The following is a 20,127-nucleotide window of genomic DNA, read 5'->3' as shown; positions in this document are numbered from 1 at the left end:
AAAAGTCGCAATTGACTTTTGGACAGCCCCGTTCCGTTTTTAAAAGCGGCCCTTCCTGGAACGTCACTCGTTCGGAAGCGGAAGCTTCAGCACGATATTGGTGCCGGCGCCTTCCTTCGACTCCACCTCGATGTCGTGGGTCGTGCCGTAATGAAGCTGCAGCCGCTGCTGCACGTTGGCAAGTCCGATATGTTCGGCGTCCGGGTGTTTGGCGGCCATCGCCAGCTTCGCGCGCAGCGCCTCCAGCGTCTCCGGGGACATGCCGATGCCGTTGTCGAATACTTCGATCCGGATAAATTCGTCAGCGACATAAGCCGTTACCGCGAGGAAACCATTGTCATCCGGGCGAAGCTCCAGTCCATGGTAGATCGCGTTCTCCGCGAGCGGCTGCAGCGTCAGCTTGGGGATAGGAGTCGCCATCAGCGAGTCCGGTACGGAGATATGCAGATGGAAGCGGTAATCGTATCGGATCTGGTTGATCTCGAAGTAACGGCGCACCTGCTCGATCTCGTCCCGCAGCGACACCAGCGACTCGCCGGAGGAGATGCTGTAGCGGAACATATCGGCCAACATCACCGACATTTGCGACAGCACGGGGACGCGCTCGATGATGGCAAGCGCGCTCATCGCATCCAGCGTGTTGTACAGGAAATGCGGGTTGATTTGCGAATGAAGCGCCTGAAGCTGCGCTTGCTTGCGCATCAGCTCGGAGTGGTAGACGTCCTTGATCAGATTCTCGATCCGCTCGTTCATCCGGTTGAAGCCGTGAGCGAGCTGTCCGACTTCGTCGGTGCTGTGCACTTCCACGGCAGGCGGAAATTGGCCCGATTGGAGCTGCTTCATCCGCTCCTTGAGCTCTCGCAGGGGATGGGATACGCGTCTGGCTACGAGCACCGCCAGCAATACGGCGAACGCCAGCGCGACAAGCCCGACCTGAATCGTCGTGTTGCGGAACGAATCGGCATAGGTGTGCAGCTTCTTGACCGGGTCGAGGCTGACGGCTCGCCAGCCGATGCCGGACAGCCACGTCTGATTGACGAACATTTCTTCTCCTTTCCAGAGGAGCCGCTTGCCGGAGAGATTGTCCCAGTCGGTGGACAACAGCCAATTCGATCCGATCTCGTCCAGATCGCTGCTGTAGACGATTCGATTTGCATTGTCCAGCACAAGCACGTTGGAAGTGTCGGTCTCGGCCATCAGCGCGGCGATCGTGCTCAGATTGAGCTCGACCAGCACGGCGCCTAGCGGAGCCGTGGATAACGTATTGTTGATTTTGCGGCCGATGACGACCGCGTACGGCAATCGATCCGGTTGGCCGTAGGGCTCGAGACGGCGAAAGGGACCCGCCACGACCGCTTGTCCGCCTTGGGCCATCACGTTGTCGAACCAGGGCTGCTTGATCCAGGAGTTGTAGGGTTCGATGTTGCGTTCCTTGGATACGATGCGCCCGTCGGCCGAAACCCAGACGACGTTTTTCACCGGCGTTTGGATGTTCATATATCCGTACCACTCGTCGAATCGCTGGAACAGCTCGCTTTCCCATCGCTTATATCGGACGAGATCCTCTGGCGGTCCCTCGTTTAGCAAAGCCTGCACTTCGCCCGTATAGATGGCGCGAGTATAACGTTCGATCCTTTCGACGAAAGCGGCCAGCTGTACGCCAAGCATGCGCATTTCCTGCTGCCGATTGCGAATCGTCTGTTCCTCAGAAGAGCGAACGGTGGAGCTGTACAGAATGACCCCGATCGCGGTCAGCGGCAAAGCCGCGATTAATACGAGGGTGAGAAGCAGCTTGGCTCTAATGCTGCTTCTCAGCTTATGCATCAAGCGGCGGATCATGCCAGGCTTCCTCCTTGGGCTTCCTCCTTGAGCTTCATAGGCGTCATGCCATGATGGCGCTTGAACAGCTTGCGGAAGTACTTCAGATCCTGATAGCCGCAGAGCTCCGCCACTTCGTTGATGCGCCGGCTAGGATCCTCGGTCAGCAGCCGCTTCGCGAAATCCATGCGCAAGGAGGCAATGTATTCCAAATAGTTCACCCCTGTAGCCTGTCGGAACAGCGAACAGAAGTAGCCGGGACTAATATACAGCCGCTTGGCCAATTCCGTGAGCGTAAGCGACTCTCGGAAGTGTCCGTCGATATAAGCTTTCATCTCCAGCATCGCTTGCCGGATATCCGGCATCCCGACGTCCGGGCGCTCCGCTCCAATTCCGCCGTAGCCGCCGCTTGAATCCGCCTCCGTCCCCCGGTTGGCCGGCGTTCCTCCTCTCGCACCAGCGAAGATGCCATCCGTTTGCCCGTCCGACTGCCCGCTCGTTTGCCCGTCCGACAGCCCAACCGTCTGTCCATCCGTCTGAGCGTACGTCGATCGGCTGACGCCGTCTCCTGCCGTCCGACCGATTGTCTCGCGAATCAATCGAGGCCACTCGGCCAGCTTGTCTTCGAAGCTCGATATCGTTAAACCGGCTGCGCGGCAACGCGAGCCGGCATCGTCCGCATTCTCCGCAGGCAGCGCTATCGCCGCCAGCCATACGCCGCGAGTGCGGATGACGATCCGCACCGCCTCGGCAGGCAGCGTGCCGGCCAGGACATCGGCGCCAAGACCCGCATCCGGCTCAAGCGCCGCGACGGCGTACGCCCGCCCCGTTTCGGCAAAGCCGGCGTCGGCTGCCTCCGCTTCCATTAACGCCGTGTCTCCTTCGAACACGCCCTCCACGACATAATACAACCATTGTTCCTGCCGGTGACGCAGCTGGGCCTCCTGCCGTGCCGTCTGTTCCCTGCGGGCCTCGACGATTCGCGACAACACCGCATTCAGCTCTCCGCCGTCGACCGGTTTGAGCAGATAATCGGCTACCGTCAAACGCAGCGATTGCCGCACGTATTCGAACTCGTCGTAGCCGCTTGTTACAATAAAGCCGATATCGTCGCCGTATTGCTCGCGAGCTTTTTCGATGAGCAGCAAGCCGTTCATGATCGGCATCCGCACGTCGGTCAAGATGAGATCGGCATCCGTGTCGCCGATTTTTTCAAGCGCCTCTTGCCCGTTCGCCGCTTCGCCGGCCAGCTTGATCCCAAGCCCCTGCCAGTCCACCAGCTGAATCAGCCGGGAGCGCGACAGCCGCTGATCGTCTACAATAAGCACGTTCATAGCAAGCTCCCTCCTTTGTCCACAAGTATAGCGCTTACGGCGCCGATTGCAAGATACGCCAAAAAACGACCCTCCTATTGTCAAAGAATGCGCCCTTATGAAATTGAACCGCTTTCTTTATACTGAGAACATCGCCGCAAGGGAATGGATAAGAGATCGGCGTGAAGCCGACAGGAGGGGGGATACGCATCATGAGCGCTTCATTGGCGCGTTTGCGCCGCAATTGGAAGGGATACTTGTTTTTGATTCCCGTGTTTGCCGTACTGGCATCCTTTAAATTCATCCCGTTTTTCGACGCTTTGCGCATGTCGATGTACGATTGGAACGGGGCAAACGTCAAGTCTTACGTAGGTTTGGCCAATTTCAAAGAGTTGGTCCGGGACGCTACGTTTCTGGATTCGCTCGGCAACGTCGCGGGATTTACGTTCGCGGCGGTCATCATTCAACTGATCGTGCCGCTAATTGCGGCCGTGCTGGTCTTTCATGTAACGAACCGGAAGCTGCAGCAGTTTTTCAAAGTTTGGTTTGTCGTACCGCTCGTTATACCGTCTATCATCGTGTTTTTGACATGGCAGTGGATATTTGCGGGCGAATACGGCGTACTAAACGAATTTCTTAAAGTCGTTGGCCTGGAATCATGGACGCATGCCTGGCTTGGCGAGAGCAAAACGGCGTTTACGTCGATTGTCTTCGTCAATTTCCCTTGGATCGGAGGCATCAATTTTCTGCTCTATCTTGCCGGTCTGATGGCCATCTCGGGGGAACTGTTCGAAGTCGCAAAGCTGGACGGAATGAACGCCTGGCAACGTTTCAAACATATCGAGCTGCCGCTTGTGCGCAGCCAGATCAAGCTGATTCTCGTGCTTACGCTGATCAATCAAATTCAAAGCTTCGAAAATGTTCTCGTCCTGACGAACGGCGGTCCCGGCACGTCGACGATGACGCCGGCGCTGTACTTATACATCCAAGGATTTTCTTACAGCCGGCTCGGTTATGCTTCCGCTATCGGAGTGACGTTGTTTGCGGCCGTGCTGCTGCTGACCTGGGTGAACCAGCGGTTTATCCGCGACACGGACAAAATCGATTGACCGTGCGACCGCAGCTGGGTGAAACAGGCTCATGCCACGCGCGCCAAACCGCGCCATATCCGCACAGAAGGAGGAATCGCCGTCATGACGGACCGCAAGACGTCGTGGGGAGTGTACGCGGGACTCGTTTTCCTGCTCGTTCTTACACTATTCCCGTTTTATATGCTGCTCATTAGCTCGTTCAAACATTTTGACCAAATGATATTGGAGTTCTGGACGCCGTCGTTGCCGTTGCACGGAGACAATTACGCGTCGGCGTTCCGCCAGATCGCGCCATTTATCTGGAACACGGTGTTTATCTCGTCCTGTATCGTGGTCGGGGTTATTATAATCTCGTCCCTGGCCGCCTATTCGTTCGTTCGTTTCGATTATCCCGGCAAAAACGCCTTGTTCCTGCTTATTTTGTCGCTGATGATGATTCCCGGCTTCCTGCTCCTTATTCCACAGTTTATGCTGGTGCAGAAGCTGGACATGCTCAACACGTATCAAGGCCAGATTTTCCCGCCGATGGCGTTCGGCGCATCGATGGCGACGTTCCTCATGCGGGCGTTCTTCGAAGGCATTCCGAAAAGCCTGCTCGACGCAGCCGATACGGAAGGCGCCAGCGAATGGCGCATCTATGCAAGCATCGTAATGCCGTTGTCTCTGCCCGTGATCGCGACCGTCGCGATTCTTAATTTCCTGGCGGGATGGAACAACTATATCTGGCCGCTGGTTGCCACAACCGGGGATTCGGTAAAACCGGTCATCCTAGCTCTGTCGACGGTTACCGGTACGCTTGACCAAGGCATCAGCGTCAAGCTGGCGGGTTACGTTATCTCGTCGCTGCCTCTGCTCGCATTTTTCTTTCTCGCTACCAAACCTTTTATCTCCGGCATTACGTCCGGCGCGGTCAAAGGTTAGGAATATAAACTAGGGGTGTTCAGCACATGAGCAAAAGCAATCGTTGGTACAAATCGTTACTCGTAACCGCTTTATCGTTGTCGGTCGTCATTGCAGGCTGCAGCAGCAACGGAAACAACAAACCGGATTCAAACGGCGCCGAGCCGGGTCAAGACAAAGCGCCGGTCGAGCTGCGATTCGCGATGGAGACGCCGAAGGAAGAGCAGACGAAGACGGTCTGGAAGGAAATTCTCGACGGTTATACCAGTCAACATCCGAATGTCACGTTTAAAATCGAGTACACACCCAATGACGGCGACGCCGCGCGCACTTGGATGACTACCGCTTTGATTGGCGGCACGGCGCCCGATATTTTCCCAAGCCGTTATACATGGACGCATGAGGATCTGAACAAGGATCTGCTGACCGACTTGACGGCGCGCTACGACGAGCCGAACCCGTACAACGAGGATAAGGTGTGGAAGGATACTTTTGCGCCAACCGTATTCAATGAGATGAAAAACCCCGTGGACGGAAGGCTTGCGGGCATTTCGCTGCAAACATTGGCGATCCGCGTGTTCTACAACCAGGATCTGTTCAACAAATATAATCTGGAAGTTCCGAAAACATGGACCGAATTTCTGAACGTGCAGAAAACGCTGAAAGACGCAGGCGTTACTCCGTTCGCCTTTGCCAATTCGAAGCCGGGCGACAACCACCTATTGTGGGCGACGAATATTTTGACGAACCAGATCGCGGCCGATAAGGTGGCTTCGTACGACTATAACGGAAACAAGCAGCTGGAACTCAACGAGATCGTCGGCGCCGTCTCCGAAAAGACGATCGACCTGACGAGCCCGGAGTGGAACGGGGTATTCCCGATCATCAAGGACTGGTCGCAGTATTGGGCCAAAGGCTACAACGGCGTCAACGGCGACACGGCGAAGCAGATGTTCCTGCGCGGCGACGTGGCGATGATGATGGCGGGCAACTTCGAGCTCAAATCGATTCAGGATTTCAGCGGCCGCAAATTCGAATACGGCACGTTCGCGCTTCCTTACTTGACGAAGGCCGAACATCCGGACGCTTCGGAGCGCTACTACGAGCTCGGCGGCTACCCGGACGGCGTGTATACGGTGCCTAAGACGGTGACGGGCGAGAAGCTTGACGTCGTTGTCGACGTGCTGAAATATTTGACCTCGCCGGATGTCGCGTCGATTCTTGGCAACAAGCTATACCTGACGACGACGCTGTCGGGCGCGAAGCTGCCGGACAATCTCAAAGGCTTCGAATTCGTCGGCGACCGTATTCTCGTCAACTTCTACGCGGCCCATATCGACAAGAAGCTCAATGAGGATCTCGTGAGAATCGGCCAGCTGTATTTGGAAGGTTCGATCGATCTGGAGAAATTTACGACGGAAATGAACAATACGCTTACGACGGACATGGCAGCGGCAGCCACACAGAACAGCTGGAACAAGGACAATGGCTACGGTTCCAAATAAGGCGACCGTAAGCGCTTCGCGGCCGATGAACTGCATCGTCATCGTCTGCGACACGCTGCGGCGGGATCACTGCGGCCCCTATCACGGGGGCCTTCCGCTATCCGGCGTGACGCATGCGCAGCAGCCCGATTGGGTCGTGCCGACACCCAATATGGACAGGCTGGCGGAGCGCGGCGTCGTGTTCGACCAGGCATGGGCAGGCTCTACGCCTTGCATGCCGGCTCGCCGCGACATCTATACGGGGCGCTATGAGTTTCTTGAGCGCGGCTGGGGACCGCTCGAGGACGATGACGCGGATCTGCCGCGCGTTATCTCGGGCTCGTCCAACCAGTCGCTGGCGCAGCAGCTTCGCGAAGGACGGCCGGTCAGCTACCTTGTGACCGATCACTTCCATTTGTGGGAGCGAGGGGCCGGCAACTATCATATGGGCTACAGCGGCTTCGAGTTTGTAAGAGGACACGAAGCCGACGCCTGGAAGACCGATCCCGTCGAGTTCGAGGTGCCGGATGGGGATACGCATAAGGTCGAGCGGCATTTCCGCAACCTCGCGGCGCTTCCACCGGAGGAGCGCGCTCCGTTTGCGGAGCGGGTATTCCGCAGCGCGGCCGAATGGCTGGACGGCAACCATACGCATGATCCGTTTTATTTGCACATCGATTGCTTCGATCCCCACGAACCTTGGGATCCGCCGGAAGATTTGCTGAAGATGTTCGACCCGCGCGGCTATGATGTGGAACGTTGGAACTCGATGGTGCCGTACGACGAATGGGAGCGGCATATGACGCCCGATCAGCTGAGACATGTGCAGGCGAGGTATGCGGCGCAGGTTGTCTTGACCGACAAGTGGCTCGGACATCTGCTGGACAAGATGGACGAGCATGGGCTGTGGGAGTCCACCGTGCTGATCTTCACGACCGATCATGGCACTTACAACGGCGACCGCGGCCGCATCGGCAAGCTGCAGACGCATCATTTTGCTTCATGCAGCCGGCTTCCGCTTGTGATCGCGCACCCGGAAGGTCCGCAGGGCGAACGGCGCGAGCAGCTCGCGCAGCTTGTCGATATCTACCCGACGGTGCTTAGCGTGCTTGGAATCCCGTGTCCGGAGGGGATACATGGCGTCGATCTTGTACCGGCCGTCATGTCGCCGGATGCGCCGACGCGCTCTTACGCGATCACCGGCATGTACGGACGCAGCGTATCGCTGACGGACGGGCGATGGATGCTTCATCAGACGCCTGTGGCAAGCAACAAACCATTGTACTGGTACAGCCATCATGCCGCCAAATTTATCGAATACGAGCTCGGTCCCGTCGAAGAAGGCCGCAGGGCCGTCGTTACGGCCTCATGGCCGGAGCCGACATGGCTGACCTGTCTGTCGGAGGATCCGGGCGAAACGGTAAACCGGGCGGCGATTCATCCGGACAAGCTCGCCGTCATGCGAGGGGCGCTGCGCGAAAAGCTCGCGGAGCTGGGCGCGCCGCCCGAGCAGGCGGTACGGCTGGGGCTGTAAAAGCGGGCTGCGATGACCTGCAGACCGCGGGCCGTGCTAAAGCAGGGCCACCAAGGTTCAAAGACGGGGCGGATGGCGCTGCTGCGCCTCCGCCCCGCCCTCGTTGCGAGGAAGCAGCATAGAGGAACGAGTTCAACGACTGGAGAGGAGCCGGAGCAATGACAACAATGACGAGAGACGGAGACAACTGGTTCTGGGATTACACAAGGCAGGTGCATGTGGACTTTCATATGCCGGAATTTCCGGTCGGCGCGATCGCGAAGTTCGATTCCGAACAATTTGTGCAAACTTTCGTGCGCGCCCGGGCCAACGTAATCGGGGTATTTACGAAATGCCACTTTGGCAACGCCTTTTACGATAATGAATACGGACATAAGCATAACGGGCTTAAGGGCGACTTCTTCGGGGAAGTGCTGGAAGAGGCGCGCAAATACGACCTTAAGGTTATCGCCTATTATTCGCTGGGCACGGATGCTTACGCCGTGACGCAGAATCCCGACTGGTACCAGATCGACGAAAACGGCAGCGTTCGCGGTTCGGAAGGGACGGTATGGGAGCTGCCTTGCCTCAACAGTCCGTACCGCGAGGAACTGGTTATTCCGCAGGTGCGCGAGATTACGGAGAAGTATGTCTTCGACGGCTACTTGTTCGATATTCCGTACCAGCATAACCATACATGCTTCTGCACGTACTGCCGCAAAAAATTCCGCGAGGAGACGGGGCGAGAGCTGACGACGGAGCTGTACCGCGACGAGCCGGAGACGGTCAGGGACTTCGGCCGCCGCACGGCGATCCGCACGATGCAGGAAATCCGCGAGCTGGTAAAGGCGATCCGGCCCGAGGTGCTGGTCAACTGCAACGGCGCCTGGCGAATGGGCGAGCCGGAGGAGCTGAACCTGACGAGCGATTACGGCTTGTGGGAATCGCAGCCGTCGGCGACGGGCACGTTTTACAACCATTCCATCCGCGCCCGCCATATTCGCACGCTGGACGTGCCGGTGCAGATCATGACCGTGCGGTTTACGGAAGGCTGGGGCCTTATGTCTTGCAAGACGCCAGAGCAGCTCAAATACGAGTTCGCGACGATTTTGGCGAACGGCGGCATTGTCAATATCGGCGACCAGGTGCTGCCGGACGGAACGCTGCAACAGGGCGTTTACGATGTCATCGGCGAAGCGTTCGAATTCGTCGAGCAGCGCGAAGCGTATTGTCTGAGAGCGCGAAGCGTGGCGCACATTGCTTTGATCGGAACCAATACGACGAACTGGTATCACGACAAGGATGATGCTTCCACGTTCGGCGCGGCCAAAATGCTGCTGGAGGGACATCACCAGTTCGACCTCTACTGCAACAGCGCCTTCCCGGAGCTGGACGGCTATAAGGTTGTCGTGCTGCCGGAGACGGTGGAACTGGACGAGGCGGCGCAGGAGCGCATTCGCCGGTTCGTCGCGCGCGGCGGCTTGCTGCTGGCGGAAGGCGCGGCCACTTTGGGTCGAGCGCCTGTTGCCCCGTCGACAACAGGTGCCGCTTTGACAGCGGCCGCGTCAATCGAGGCCGCTTCGGCAAGCGCGGTGTCTGTTCGAGGCAGCGCAGTGCCTGGCAGCGGTGCATCGGGTCTGTCGAAGGCCGGCTTCCTGCGCTTCGGTCTTGCCGACGTCTTCGGCGTGGAGTATCGGGAGCGGACGCCGTATCCGTTTGCGTATATGACGGAAGACGAAGAGCTGTGGCAAGGTATTGCCCGCATCCCGCAACTGGTCGAGGAGCCGTTCCTCAAGGTAACGCCGACGACGGCCGAAACGCGCAGCCGTATCCAGTGGCCGCTCACCGTGCCGGCTCGCAACCGCGCGTTCCGCCACCCGCTGCCGCCGGCAGGGCTTGAAAGCGATTATCCAGCGATTACGGTTAACCGCTACGGAGAAGGAACCGCGCTTTACATCGCCGCGCCGGTATTCCGGTCGTATTGGCATTCGAATCACTTCTGGGTGCGCCGCATCGTGGGCAATCTGCTTAACGCGTACGATACGCAGAAGCCGTTTACGGTGGAAGCTCCGGCACATGTCGAGGCGAACCTGATGGAACGCGGCGACGACCGGTTCCTGCATCTTATCCAGTACCAAAGCGTGCAGGTCGGAGAAAAAAGCACGGCGTTTTATGCGCCGATCGAAACGATTACGCCGATGCACGACATAGGCGTTACGGTACGCGACAGCTCGATCAAGCAGGCTGTTCTGCAGCCGGAAGGGCTGGAGCTGCCGCTGCGCCGCATGGATGACGGCGTCGCTTTCACCGTGCCGAAGCTGCATATTCACGCGATTGTGCAGCTTAAGCGGTAATGCGCGCCAGCTTCTCTGGCAGCAATTAGCGTTTCGTAATTTCGGGCTTCTGAACTTATAGTCATATTATTACGACAACCGGTAAGCCCAAGAGTAGGGGCTTGCCGGTTGTTATCTTGCTCGTCTCGTTCCCCGAACGCCCCAATGTACTCGCTTTTTCATACACATTCGCTCATCCTCGCCCTCTAGGGCCTCAATGAACTCGCTTTTTCATACACATACGTCCGCCCTCGGCCACTAGCGTCCCAATGAACTCGCTTTTTCATACACATACGCTCGTCCCGGCCTGCCAGCGCCCCAATGAACTCGCTTTTTCATACACATACGCTCGTCCCGGCCCGCCAGCGCCCCAATGAACTCGCTTTTTCATACACAATTGCTAGTCTCTGGCTGCCAACGCCCCAATGAACTCGCTTTTTCATACACAATTGCTAGTCCCTGGCTGCCAACGCCCCAATGAACTCGCTTTTTCATACACATTCGCTCGTCCCTGCCTGCCAGCATCCCAATGTACTCGCTTTTTCATACACATTCGCTCGTCCCTGCCTGCCAGCGCCCCAATGTACTCGCTTTTTCATACACATACGCTCGTCCCGGCCCGCCAGCGCCCCAATGTACTCGCTTTTTCATACACATACGCTCGTCTCGGCCCCCCGCGCCCCAATGTACTCGCTTTTTCATACACATACGCTCGTCCCCAGCCGCCAGCGCCCTTCAGAATCTCGTCTGTTTGTTCGAATCCGAACATCGATTCGCTGACATCCTGTTGTCGCAGCGACGGCTTACAATGAAATCAACCGGAAAAATTACTTTTCATGAGTCAGATCTCCCGATTCAAATTCGGCATGTGACGTTTTCCGTTCAAATGTTAGAATGGAAGAGAGAAATTTCCAATCCTGCAAAGTTGAGGTGACCGTCATGCCCAAGGATCTGATGGATCGACTGTTGGAGGCAGTAACCGGGGAGCCGCTTAGACGCAAGGTGCTTCTTGCGCATTCCTACGCGCAAGGGCAGCAACTGCTGGAGAGACTGTGCGCCCGTGCCGGCGCGATTGCGAATGTGGAGATCGAGACCGTGCGCGGACTTGCGGCAAAGAGAGCGAAGCTGGAGTTGTTCCTGAATGGCATTACACTGCTTGAGGAGGGGCAAGTCTTTTGGATTGTACGAATGCTGATGGAGGAGTTGGCGACTGAGGCGCCGACCGGCTACATCCATGAGGGCAATCTGAAGCCCGGAATCGTCGATGGAGTAAATCGTTCCTTGGGCGAACTTAGACTTGCGCGGCTTGCGGCTGCAGATCTGCGGGCAGAAGCGTTTACGCATTCCGGCAAAGCCGAGTATATGCGGCAGCTTCTGTCGAGATACGAGTCGTATCTAACCGAGCACCGGACCACGGATTTCGCGGGACTCGTGCATTACGTAACGCCAGACAGCGAGGATACGGTGTATTTGGCGATTGAGCCGACGGGATGGACGCGGGCGGAGCGGGAGATGACGGTGCGGATCGCGGGAGAACGATTAGAGATTTTAGAAGCGGAGGCGCCATTCGGTCAAAATGCGGGCTTCGCGGGAAACTCCATTGCATTGTTCAGCGCTTCCGGGCCCATCGCGGAAGTGAGAGAAGGTCTGCGGAGAATGCTGGGGCAGGTGGATTCAATTGACGGCATCGAGATTATGGCGGCGGATTACGAGCGTTACGCGCCTATCGTATACGATCACGCGAAAGCGCTGGGTCTTGCCTGTACTTTGTCGAGCGGCCTGCCGATCGGGTATTGCCCGGCGGGGCAAGCAGCCCTCGGTCTGCTGGATTGGATACAGGAAGGGTATCCCGTATCCAAGCTGACGGAGCTGCTCCGGCATGGGCGCTTGCGAATCGAGGACGAACGTTTCACGCAAAACAGCTGGATCCGTCTGCTCGAGCAATCCGGAATCGGTTGGGGCAAGGACCGATATATCTCGTTGCTGGGGCCATCGGGACTGGCCGAGGGGGATAGGGAACAAGGCGCCGCCTTGCATGCCCATGCGTTGCAATGGTTCGGCTCCCTGCCGGACAATGACCAATGGCATCCTTTCGAACTGTTGAATTGGCTGGCTCGCAACGTGGCGATCTACGCGGCGGGACGATCACCGGAGGATGCCGGCGTACATTCGTCGCTGCGCGAGCTGGCGCTTACGCATGCCAAGTCGCCATCCGGGAGCATGTCCAGGGATCTTGCGATCCGTTACGTGCGCGGGATGCTTGACGGCATTCGCATACGCGTATCGCCGACGCCGAAGCCTGGAGCGATTCACGTCAGCTCGCTTGCGGGGGGAGGATGGAGCGGACGCGGACTGTTCTGGATTCCCGGCATGGACGAAAGCTCCTGGAGCGTATCGGCCAGGCAGGATCCCGTACTCCTCGACAAGGAGAGAATTCGGCTTTCGCCGGATTTGACGACAAGGAGAGAAGGGGCAAGCGCCCAAAGGCTGGAGCGCGAATCCCGAATTGGATTCCTTCGGGGCGAGCTGTGGCTCAGCTACTCGTCCTACGATCCCGGCGAACAGAAGAGTCATGGCGCTGCTTTCGAAATGCTGCAGCTTTTTCGGCTCAGGACTGGAGATGCGACCAAAGATTTTGGCGCTTTGTCGGACGCTCTTGGCGAACCGTACGGCGTATTGGATATGCGCTGGGCTGCCGGAGGCTATATAGGGCAAGCGAATCGACCCCAGAAGGCCGCAGCGCCAGTTACCGCACCGAATACCGTGCCGAAAAACGCCCATCATGCCCCGCCGAATGCAGCGCCGAATGCAGCACTGAATATCGCACTGAATACCGCGCCGAATACCGCACCCAAAACCGTGCCGAATACCGGACCGAGTACCGCGCCGAAAGCCGCACATCATGCCCCGCCAAATGCCGAGTCCGTTAGATTGCCGCTAAACGGAATCGACGCTTGGGCGAAGCTGCTGGCGAACGCAAGAGGCGAGCGGCTGGACGGACGCGAAGCCATACGCGGCAGTTATCCGGCGCTGGCGGAAGGGTATCGGGCAGTCACGCTTAGGCAGGCGGACGAATTGTCGGCGTATGACGGCTGGATCGGCGAGCTTAATCGAGTGATGGAGCAGGGAGACCGCCAAGGCGAGTCCAGCCCCGGTATAGTGCCAAAGCGGGATTATATCAGCGTCAGCGAGCTGGAGCAGTACGCAAGCTGCGGATTGCGATATTACTTCGGCTATGTGTTGAATTTGCGTTCCAAAGAGACGGCGGAGCTGGATCGAACGAGCTGGCTGCAGGCGAACGAAAAAGGCAGCTTGCTTCACGAGACGTATCGGCGGTATATGGAGGAAGCGACGGGGAACGGCGCGAGAGCAGCCGTGCACGAACGCGAGCGGTTGAACCGGCTGCTCGAACAGGTCCTGTCGGAATTTGCTTCACGGATTCCTGCGCCAAGCAGCCATGTATTCGATAAGGAAGCCGAGGAGCTGCGGCGGGATGCGGATGTGTTCTACCATGTGGAATCCGTTAATGCCGATCAACCGCTATTTTTCGAGCTGGAGCTGAAGACGGAGGCTGGGGAGCCCATGGAGGTCGAGCTGGCGAACGGGATGCGCATTAGGCTAAAAGGTTTTATTGACCGGATCGATCGGATCGGACCGCATGAATACCGGATTATCGATTACAAAACCGGAAGCCCGGCCAAGTTTAAACTTTCCGAATATTTCAGCGGCGGGACGCAGCTCCAGCATGCGATCTACTCCGTTGCGGCCGAGCAGTGGCTGCGGACATCCGGTTACGATGCCCAAGCATCGGTCACGGAGGCCGATTACCGATTTCCAACGGCGAAGGGGCGAGGCGAATTCGTGCGAAGGGAGCAGAATCGCAGATCGGAGCTTGCCGTCGTTATCAAAGGGCTGCTGGACTCCCGCGAGAGCGGCTTGTTTATTCCGGCGTCCGATATTCAGCAATGCCGATGGTGCGACTATGCTTCGGTGTGCGGCGCCCATGCGACGCGAATGGTCGAGAAACGTCAGTTGGAAGGCAATGGAGGACTGCTGGGTACGCTGCTGGAGGTGGAGAGCTATGGCTGATGCAAACGGGATGGATAGACTGGCCGATCTACAGGATCGCGAGCGCATTTTGACGGATCTGAACACGACGCTTTTAGTGGAGGCGGGAGCGGGCTCGGGCAAAACGACAAGTCTCGTCGGGCGGCTCCTTGCTTTGATCGAAACCGGAGTGCGCGTGGGAGAGATTGCCGCCATCACGTTCACCAACAAGGCGGCCGACGAGATGAAGGAACGATTCCGGCTGGCGCTGGAGCAAGCCTATCGGCAAGCGTCGGCGGGCGCCCCGGCTACTGCCGCGGACGCCCCCACCGCTGTCTTGGACGCACCACCTGTTGCTGCCGCGGGCTCCCATCGCGCACAACGATACGCCGGTGCGCTTGCGAACCTCGATCTTGTTTTTATCGGCACGATTCATTCGTTCTGCGGTTCCTTGCTGCGCGAGCGTCCGATCGAAGCGGGGCTGGACCCTTCATTCGAAGAAATGGATGAGGAAAGCGACAAGTCGTTCCGGGAGATCTGTTGGGACACTTATATGTCTGCACTAAACGAGTCGGAGACCCGCAAGCTGGAGGAGCTGATCGGCCTTGGCGTCGACGTAAATACGCTCAGGGACGTATTTGATCGCGTATCGGGTTTCATGGACGTCGACCTGCCGGCGGAGGAACGGGAACAGCCCGATTGCGAGCTCATTAGAGCGACATTGATTCCATTGCTGGACGCCGCTGCTCCTTTTCTTCCAACAACCGAACCGGCAAGCGGCTGGGATGCGGTGCAGAAGCTGGTGCGCCAAAGCCTGCAGAAGCTGAAGTATGAAAATTTGAAAAATGATAGGTTCGTGTTGGAGCTCGCCAAGTCGTTCGACCGGAAGCTTGACGTGACATTGAACAGGTGGACCTCCAAGGAGCAGGCGAGCGAGATGAAGCGGCGCTTCCCCCAATGGCAGCGCGATGTATTGTTCCCGTTCCTTCAGGAGTGGCGGGAATATTTGTACCCCAAGCTGATTGCTTTCGTGCGTCCTGCGCTTGATAAATGCCGGGAGCAAAGATTCGCGGCAGGCAAGCTGAATTTCCAGGATCTGCTTATGGAAGCGGCGAAGCTTGTCAGGGAGAACGGGGAGGTTCGGGCCTATTATGCGGGACGGTATACGAGGCTGCTTGTCGACGAGTTTCAGGACACGGATCCCATTCAAGCGGAGCTTATGTTTTTGCTGACGGGAGAAACAACCGGGAGCGGTCATGAACGCGATTGGCGCCGGTTGACGCCGCGGCCTGGCTCGCTGTTCGTCGTGGGCGATCCCAAGCAATCGATATACCGGTTCAGGCGGGCCGATATTTCGATCTATAATGAAGTGAAGGCGCGAATCGAAGGCTGCGGGGCGGTGCTTCGTTTGACGGCGAACTTCCGGTCGGCGCAAGCCATTGGCGATTTCATCAACGGCCAATTCGTCGGCAAGCTGCCGCAGGAGGAAACGGCGCATCAAGCCGCCTATGTGCATATGGAGACGAGGGCGGCTAATCCAGCCGGGGGCAAAAGCTCGCCGTTCGGCGTGTTTGCGCTTACGTATCCGAAAATAGCCGGAGGCAAAGCCGCCGTCGCGCAGCTCGACGCGGGGCGGATCGCCGCTTATATCGCATGGGCTTGCGGCGGCGCAGGCAAAAGCAAGGGCGGCATTCGCATCGCGGAGAGGGACGGGGGAAGCCGCGCCGCGGTGCCGGGCGATTTTCTCATCCTGACGAAGACGCGCGAATTTATCCATCTGTACGCGGAGCAGCTGGATCTGTACGGCTTGCCATCCGATACGTCGGGGAGCCGGACGATCTACGAAGAGCTCGTTGCGCTCTGGCAGCTTGCCCGTTACCTCGATGATCCCGGCGATTCCGCCGCCTTGTTAGGCGTGCTTCGGGGGATGTTGTTCGGCGTGAGCGACCGGGCGTTATGGGCCTATAAAGAGGCGGCGGGGCGAATAACGCTCCACGGCTTTCCGGATGAGGAGGCGTGCCCCAAGGAAGCCCTTCCCGTTCGTGCGGCGCTATCGAAGCTTCGCATGTATCGGGATTGGCTTCGCGGAAATTCGAGCGCGATGTCGGTATTCGCGGCAATTATCGAGGATCTGGGCATTTTGCCGTACGTTTCGACGCTTCAAGCGGGTGCGGTTCGTGCAGGGACGCTCGTGCGATTAATGCAGCTTTTGCAAAACGACGCCGCCTCAGCGGCCAGCTGGCCGGCGCTTAGCCGCATGATCGGCGAGCTGCTGGCTGATCGGGGCATGGAAACTTCCAGCTTGTACGCGGGCGGCAATGGAGCGGTACGCATTATGAACTTGCACAAGGCGAAAGGGCTGGAAGCGCCGGTCGTTATCCTGGCTTGCCCCAGCGGCGAAACCGATCATGACGCGACGGAATATATCGACCGATCGGGGGAGACGGCCAAGGGGTATTTTACGATGAGCCGGAAAGTCGGGGAGTACGGTCGCGAGGTCGTGGCGCAGCCGCCGGGCTGGAGTGACATGAATGAGCGGGAGCGGCTGTTCGCGAATGCGGAGAAGGATAGGCTGTTGTACGTGGCAGCTACACGGCCCAAGCAAATGCTGGTCGTCAGCTTGTACCCGGAACAGCCCGCCAAGTGCCCGTGGACGCCGCTTATGCATGGCATGGATCTGGTGCGCGAGCTGGACGTGCCGGAGCTGGAGCCGGAACGCAAGGAAACCATGACCGTGGCGCCGGATATGGTGCGGATACAAGAGAAGCGAGATGAGCGACTGCGGCGGCTGTCTGCTCCAACCTACAGCTTGGCATCGGTAACGGGGCAGACGAAAAACGGTGGAGAAATCCCGGAATGGTCGGCGACGGGAAGGGGGCTCGCTTTCGGCAGCGTCGTGCATCGTGCGATCGAGCTCGCTGGCCAGGGACTGCAGGAGGAGAGAGTAGAGGCTGGCGTCAGGATGTTTGCCGAAGAAGAGGGACTTGCGGCCGAGCATATCGTCGATGCTGCGGCAATCGTTCGAGCCATCCTCGGGAGCGAGCTGTGGCAGCGAAGCTTGCGGGCAAAGCGGCGGTTGTTCGAAGTGCCGCTCATGATCCGGAAGCAAGTGTCTGCTGAGAAGATAATCTCGTCGCACACTGCCGGAATGGCAAGCCCGCGGAGCATTGCTGAGAAGGCAGGCCCATCGCGCGCAGCTGAACTTAGGAACACTGCATACGAGGTCCAGGACGAGGGATCAGACCTTCTTCTCCGAGGCGTCATCGACTTCCTCTTCGAGGAAGAGGACGGCTGGGTCATCGTGGACTTCAAGACGGACGCCGTGCCGGATGGGAGACTGCAGTCGTTTATCGACTTTTATCGTCCGCAAGTGCTGGCGTACGCAGAGGAGTGGAGCAAGACGTTTGGTTTCCCGGTTAAGGAAGCGGGGCTTTATTTTGCGGGGACGGGGACTTATGTTAAGGAAGGAACAAGCTGGAGCGACGCATCAGAAGGATAGGCGCGTTCCGATCTTGCATGGGGGACCGCTGTCGTCATGGATGAGGACAGCGGAGCCTCCGGATCTGCTAAGGACGCTTGGAAATGGAGACGGTATCCATGAGAGTAGGATTCAGCATTCTGAAAGAAATAAAGGACAAAAGAGCCGACATTAGCGGACAAGTGTATGGACTCAAGGATGTCGAGTTCGAACGGATGATAAAGCTGCTGGAGAAACAAGGTTACATAGAACGGATATTACGAGTCGGAGATCGCTTCTCACTAAAGCCGGCCAGGCTGTTGGAAAAAGGAGAAAGGTTTTTAATGGAGCATGTCGAGTTAGCGGATGAGTACCCTGACAGCATGGAAAAATTAAAAGAATGGATTCGGGCGGATAGAGCGAAGGAATGACAGGAATTGTCCGCTATACGAGCTCATGATACAATTGGTGGAGAATATACGTTCGTTTTTGTAGCCAATGAGATTGTAAGGGGGAGGCGGATCGGCATGATGGATGACAAGGAGATTAAGCGCAAGGGCCATTCATATCCGGATAGGGTGAAAGAAGATAAAGTCACGTACGAGGACTATGCTTCTTTGGATGACGGCAACCGATATGAGCTTGCGAACGGTGTTTTGGAGTTAATGTCGCCTGGCCCTTCCGTTCCCCATCAAATTATTAGCGCTGAAATATTGAAACGAATGGCGGACACTTGCGATGCGGACTATCTGATTCTAAGCGCGCCCGTCGATTTGATCTTAAGCGCGGTTGAGGTGCGTCAACCTGATCTGATGATGATACATCGCAGCCGTCTCGGCATCGTGAGCCATCGCGGTGTCGAGGGACCGCCCGATCTGGTCGTCGAAATCCTGTCACCCTCCACTCTTCGAAGAGATAAGCTCGATAAGTCGCGAAGTTATGCACAATACGGCATTCCGGAATATTGGATCGTCGATCCCACGTTAGGCGCGCTCGAACGATATGAGCTGAATGGTGAAGCCTACTTGCTGTCGGAGATATTTACCTCGGAGATGACGGTACATTCGAATCATATCCCGTGCGTGTCCTTTACCATGGGGGACATTTTGAGCCGAGTGCCGGATCTTTCGAATTGAAAATAAAAAATGGATAGACATCTGTTTCGGAGGTAATCCGGCAGATGTCTTTTTGCATTTAATGGAGCATCGCGAATCGGATTTACCCAAACTCACTTCGTGTGCATGGTAGCTTAGGGGCAGGGGTATTTTCGGTTGTTGTGATAAAGGATTGTTTTGGTCATAGGTCGAATTAACTATAATGTTCGTTTACACTTATGTTGGCGAAAGACTGAAATGCACTTTTTTGAAGTTATCCAAGGATGAGGAAAGGGGTCCATAAGTTATGTTATATGTCCCGCTTACTGATATGGAGAGTTGGAGATCATTGCTTACCGATCCAGGAAAACATTGGGTTGAGAGGTTTTCGGCATTTGAGTTAGCCCATTCTTGGACACAAATCCCGAAGTCAAAGTTTCCTTCGGCTGTCCAACAATTATTTATAGACTCAGGGTCCGATGTCTTTCGCAAACTAGAGCCGCTCGCCATGTTCCCTGAACACCCGGTCTATCTGGACACGAAACAAGCTCCTTCTCAGAATGATCTATTCGTCCTGGCTCGCAATGCACACGATCTTATGACCATCATGGTGGAAGGTAAAGTAAATGAGACGTTTGGCCCGACCGTTGCGGATTGGTTGAAGGAAGCAAGCGATGGGAAGATGAGGCGTTTGCAGTTTCTTTTAGACGAATTAAATTTAAGAGATATCGACAATATCAAAATACACTCCCAAAGGTATCAGTTGCTGCATCGCACAGCTTCCGCACTTCTAGAAGCCAAGCGTCATCATGCTCGACATGCCGTGGTGCTTGTCCACTCTTTTAGTGATAGATCAGCTGGTTTATTAGACTATCAGTCATTCTTAGCCTTATATGGAATAGAAGGAAAAGCAGGTGCAATCTCAGGACCATTGCATATCAACGGCATAGATTTATGGTTTGGTTGGCTTGCGGACCACAAAAGCTTCGAAGATCGACAGGGTATGGCGAAACCTGAAAGCATATGAAGGACATACGTTCACGCAAATACACGGAGGAGAATTCTACCAGGTGCGAG

The 20,127-nt window shown here is 56.9% G+C and carries 12 protein-coding genes; 10 read left to right on the top strand and 2 right to left on the bottom strand.

All coding sequences use genetic code 11. The features are described 5' to 3' along the window. Positions 1-63: 63 nt before the first annotated feature. Both KJW29_RS17680 and KJW29_RS17675 read right to left on the bottom strand, forming a co-directional pair. Positions 64-1,839: a sensor histidine kinase gene (locus KJW29_RS17680; protein ID WP_214630778.1), complete on the bottom strand. Its 1,776-nt coding sequence runs from the start codon at positions 1,837-1,839 to the stop codon at positions 64-66. Beyond that, positions 1,836-3,152, bottom strand: coding sequence for a response regulator transcription factor (locus tag KJW29_RS17675; protein ID WP_214630777.1), 1,317 nt, complete (start codon positions 3,150-3,152; stop codon positions 1,836-1,838). The genes KJW29_RS17680 and KJW29_RS17675 overlap by 4 nt, the downstream gene beginning before the upstream one ends. Before the next feature lie 191 nt (positions 3,153-3,343). Between KJW29_RS17675 and KJW29_RS17670 the strand changes: the two genes are divergently transcribed. The 10 genes from KJW29_RS17670 (at position 3,344) to KJW29_RS17625 (ending at position 20,077) form a co-directional block, all read left to right on the top strand. After that, on the top strand, positions 3,344-4,240 hold the full coding sequence (locus tag KJW29_RS17670) for a carbohydrate ABC transporter permease (RefSeq protein ID WP_087565903.1): 897 nt from the start codon (positions 3,344-3,346) through the stop codon (positions 4,238-4,240). A gap of 84 nt (positions 4,241-4,324) precedes the next feature. Further along, positions 4,325-5,143 carry a carbohydrate ABC transporter permease gene (locus tag KJW29_RS17665; protein ID WP_214630776.1) on the top strand — a complete coding sequence of 273 codons (819 nt, stop codon included), beginning with the start codon at positions 4,325-4,327 and terminating at the stop codon, positions 5,141-5,143. Positions 5,144-5,169: 26 nt separating this feature from the next. Then, the gene (locus KJW29_RS17660) at positions 5,170-6,627 is read left to right on the top strand and encodes an ABC transporter substrate-binding protein (RefSeq protein WP_214630775.1); all 1,458 of its coding nucleotides are present in this window, start codon (positions 5,170-5,172) and stop codon (positions 6,625-6,627) included. Beyond that, positions 6,608-8,140 carry a sulfatase gene (locus KJW29_RS17655; protein WP_214630774.1) on the top strand — a complete coding sequence of 511 codons (1,533 nt, stop codon included), beginning with the start codon at positions 6,608-6,610 and terminating at the stop codon, positions 8,138-8,140. Before KJW29_RS17660 ends, KJW29_RS17655 begins: the two co-directional genes overlap by 20 nt. 158 nt (positions 8,141-8,298) lie before the next feature. Next, complete coding sequence (locus KJW29_RS17650) at positions 8,299-10,473, top strand: alpha-amylase family protein (protein ID WP_214630773.1); 2,175 nt, start codon at positions 8,299-8,301, stop codon at positions 10,471-10,473. A gap of 918 nt (positions 10,474-11,391) precedes the next feature. Then, complete coding sequence (locus KJW29_RS17645) at positions 11,392-14,541, top strand: PD-(D/E)XK nuclease family protein (RefSeq protein WP_214630772.1); 3,150 nt, start codon at positions 11,392-11,394, stop codon at positions 14,539-14,541. After that, positions 14,534-17,998: a UvrD-helicase domain-containing protein gene (locus tag KJW29_RS17640; protein WP_214630771.1), complete on the top strand. Its 3,465-nt coding sequence runs from the start codon at positions 14,534-14,536 to the stop codon at positions 17,996-17,998. Before KJW29_RS17645 ends, KJW29_RS17640 begins: the two co-directional genes overlap by 8 nt. Positions 17,999-18,096: 98 nt before the next feature. Continuing rightward, complete coding sequence (locus KJW29_RS17635) at positions 18,097-18,387, top strand: hypothetical protein (protein WP_214630770.1); 291 nt, start codon at positions 18,097-18,099, stop codon at positions 18,385-18,387. 96 nt (positions 18,388-18,483) lie between these two features. Further along, positions 18,484-19,092: a Uma2 family endonuclease gene (locus tag KJW29_RS17630; RefSeq protein WP_343222820.1), complete on the top strand. Its 609-nt coding sequence runs from the start codon at positions 18,484-18,486 to the stop codon at positions 19,090-19,092. Between the two features lie 265 nt (positions 19,093-19,357). Next, positions 19,358-20,077 (top strand): DUF6946 family protein, encoded by a 720-nt coding sequence (locus tag KJW29_RS17625; RefSeq protein ID WP_214630769.1) that lies wholly within the window; start codon positions 19,358-19,360, stop codon positions 20,075-20,077. The last annotated feature ends 50 nt before the right edge of the window (positions 20,078-20,127 follow it).

It is taken from the genome of Paenibacillus agaridevorans (assembly GCF_018604145.1).
Taxonomy (GTDB): domain Bacteria; phylum Bacillota; class Bacilli; order Paenibacillales; family Paenibacillaceae; genus Pristimantibacillus; species Pristimantibacillus agaridevorans.
The sequence above is the reverse complement of the archived record's forward strand: the minus strand, read 5'-3'. Positions and strand labels throughout refer to the sequence as shown.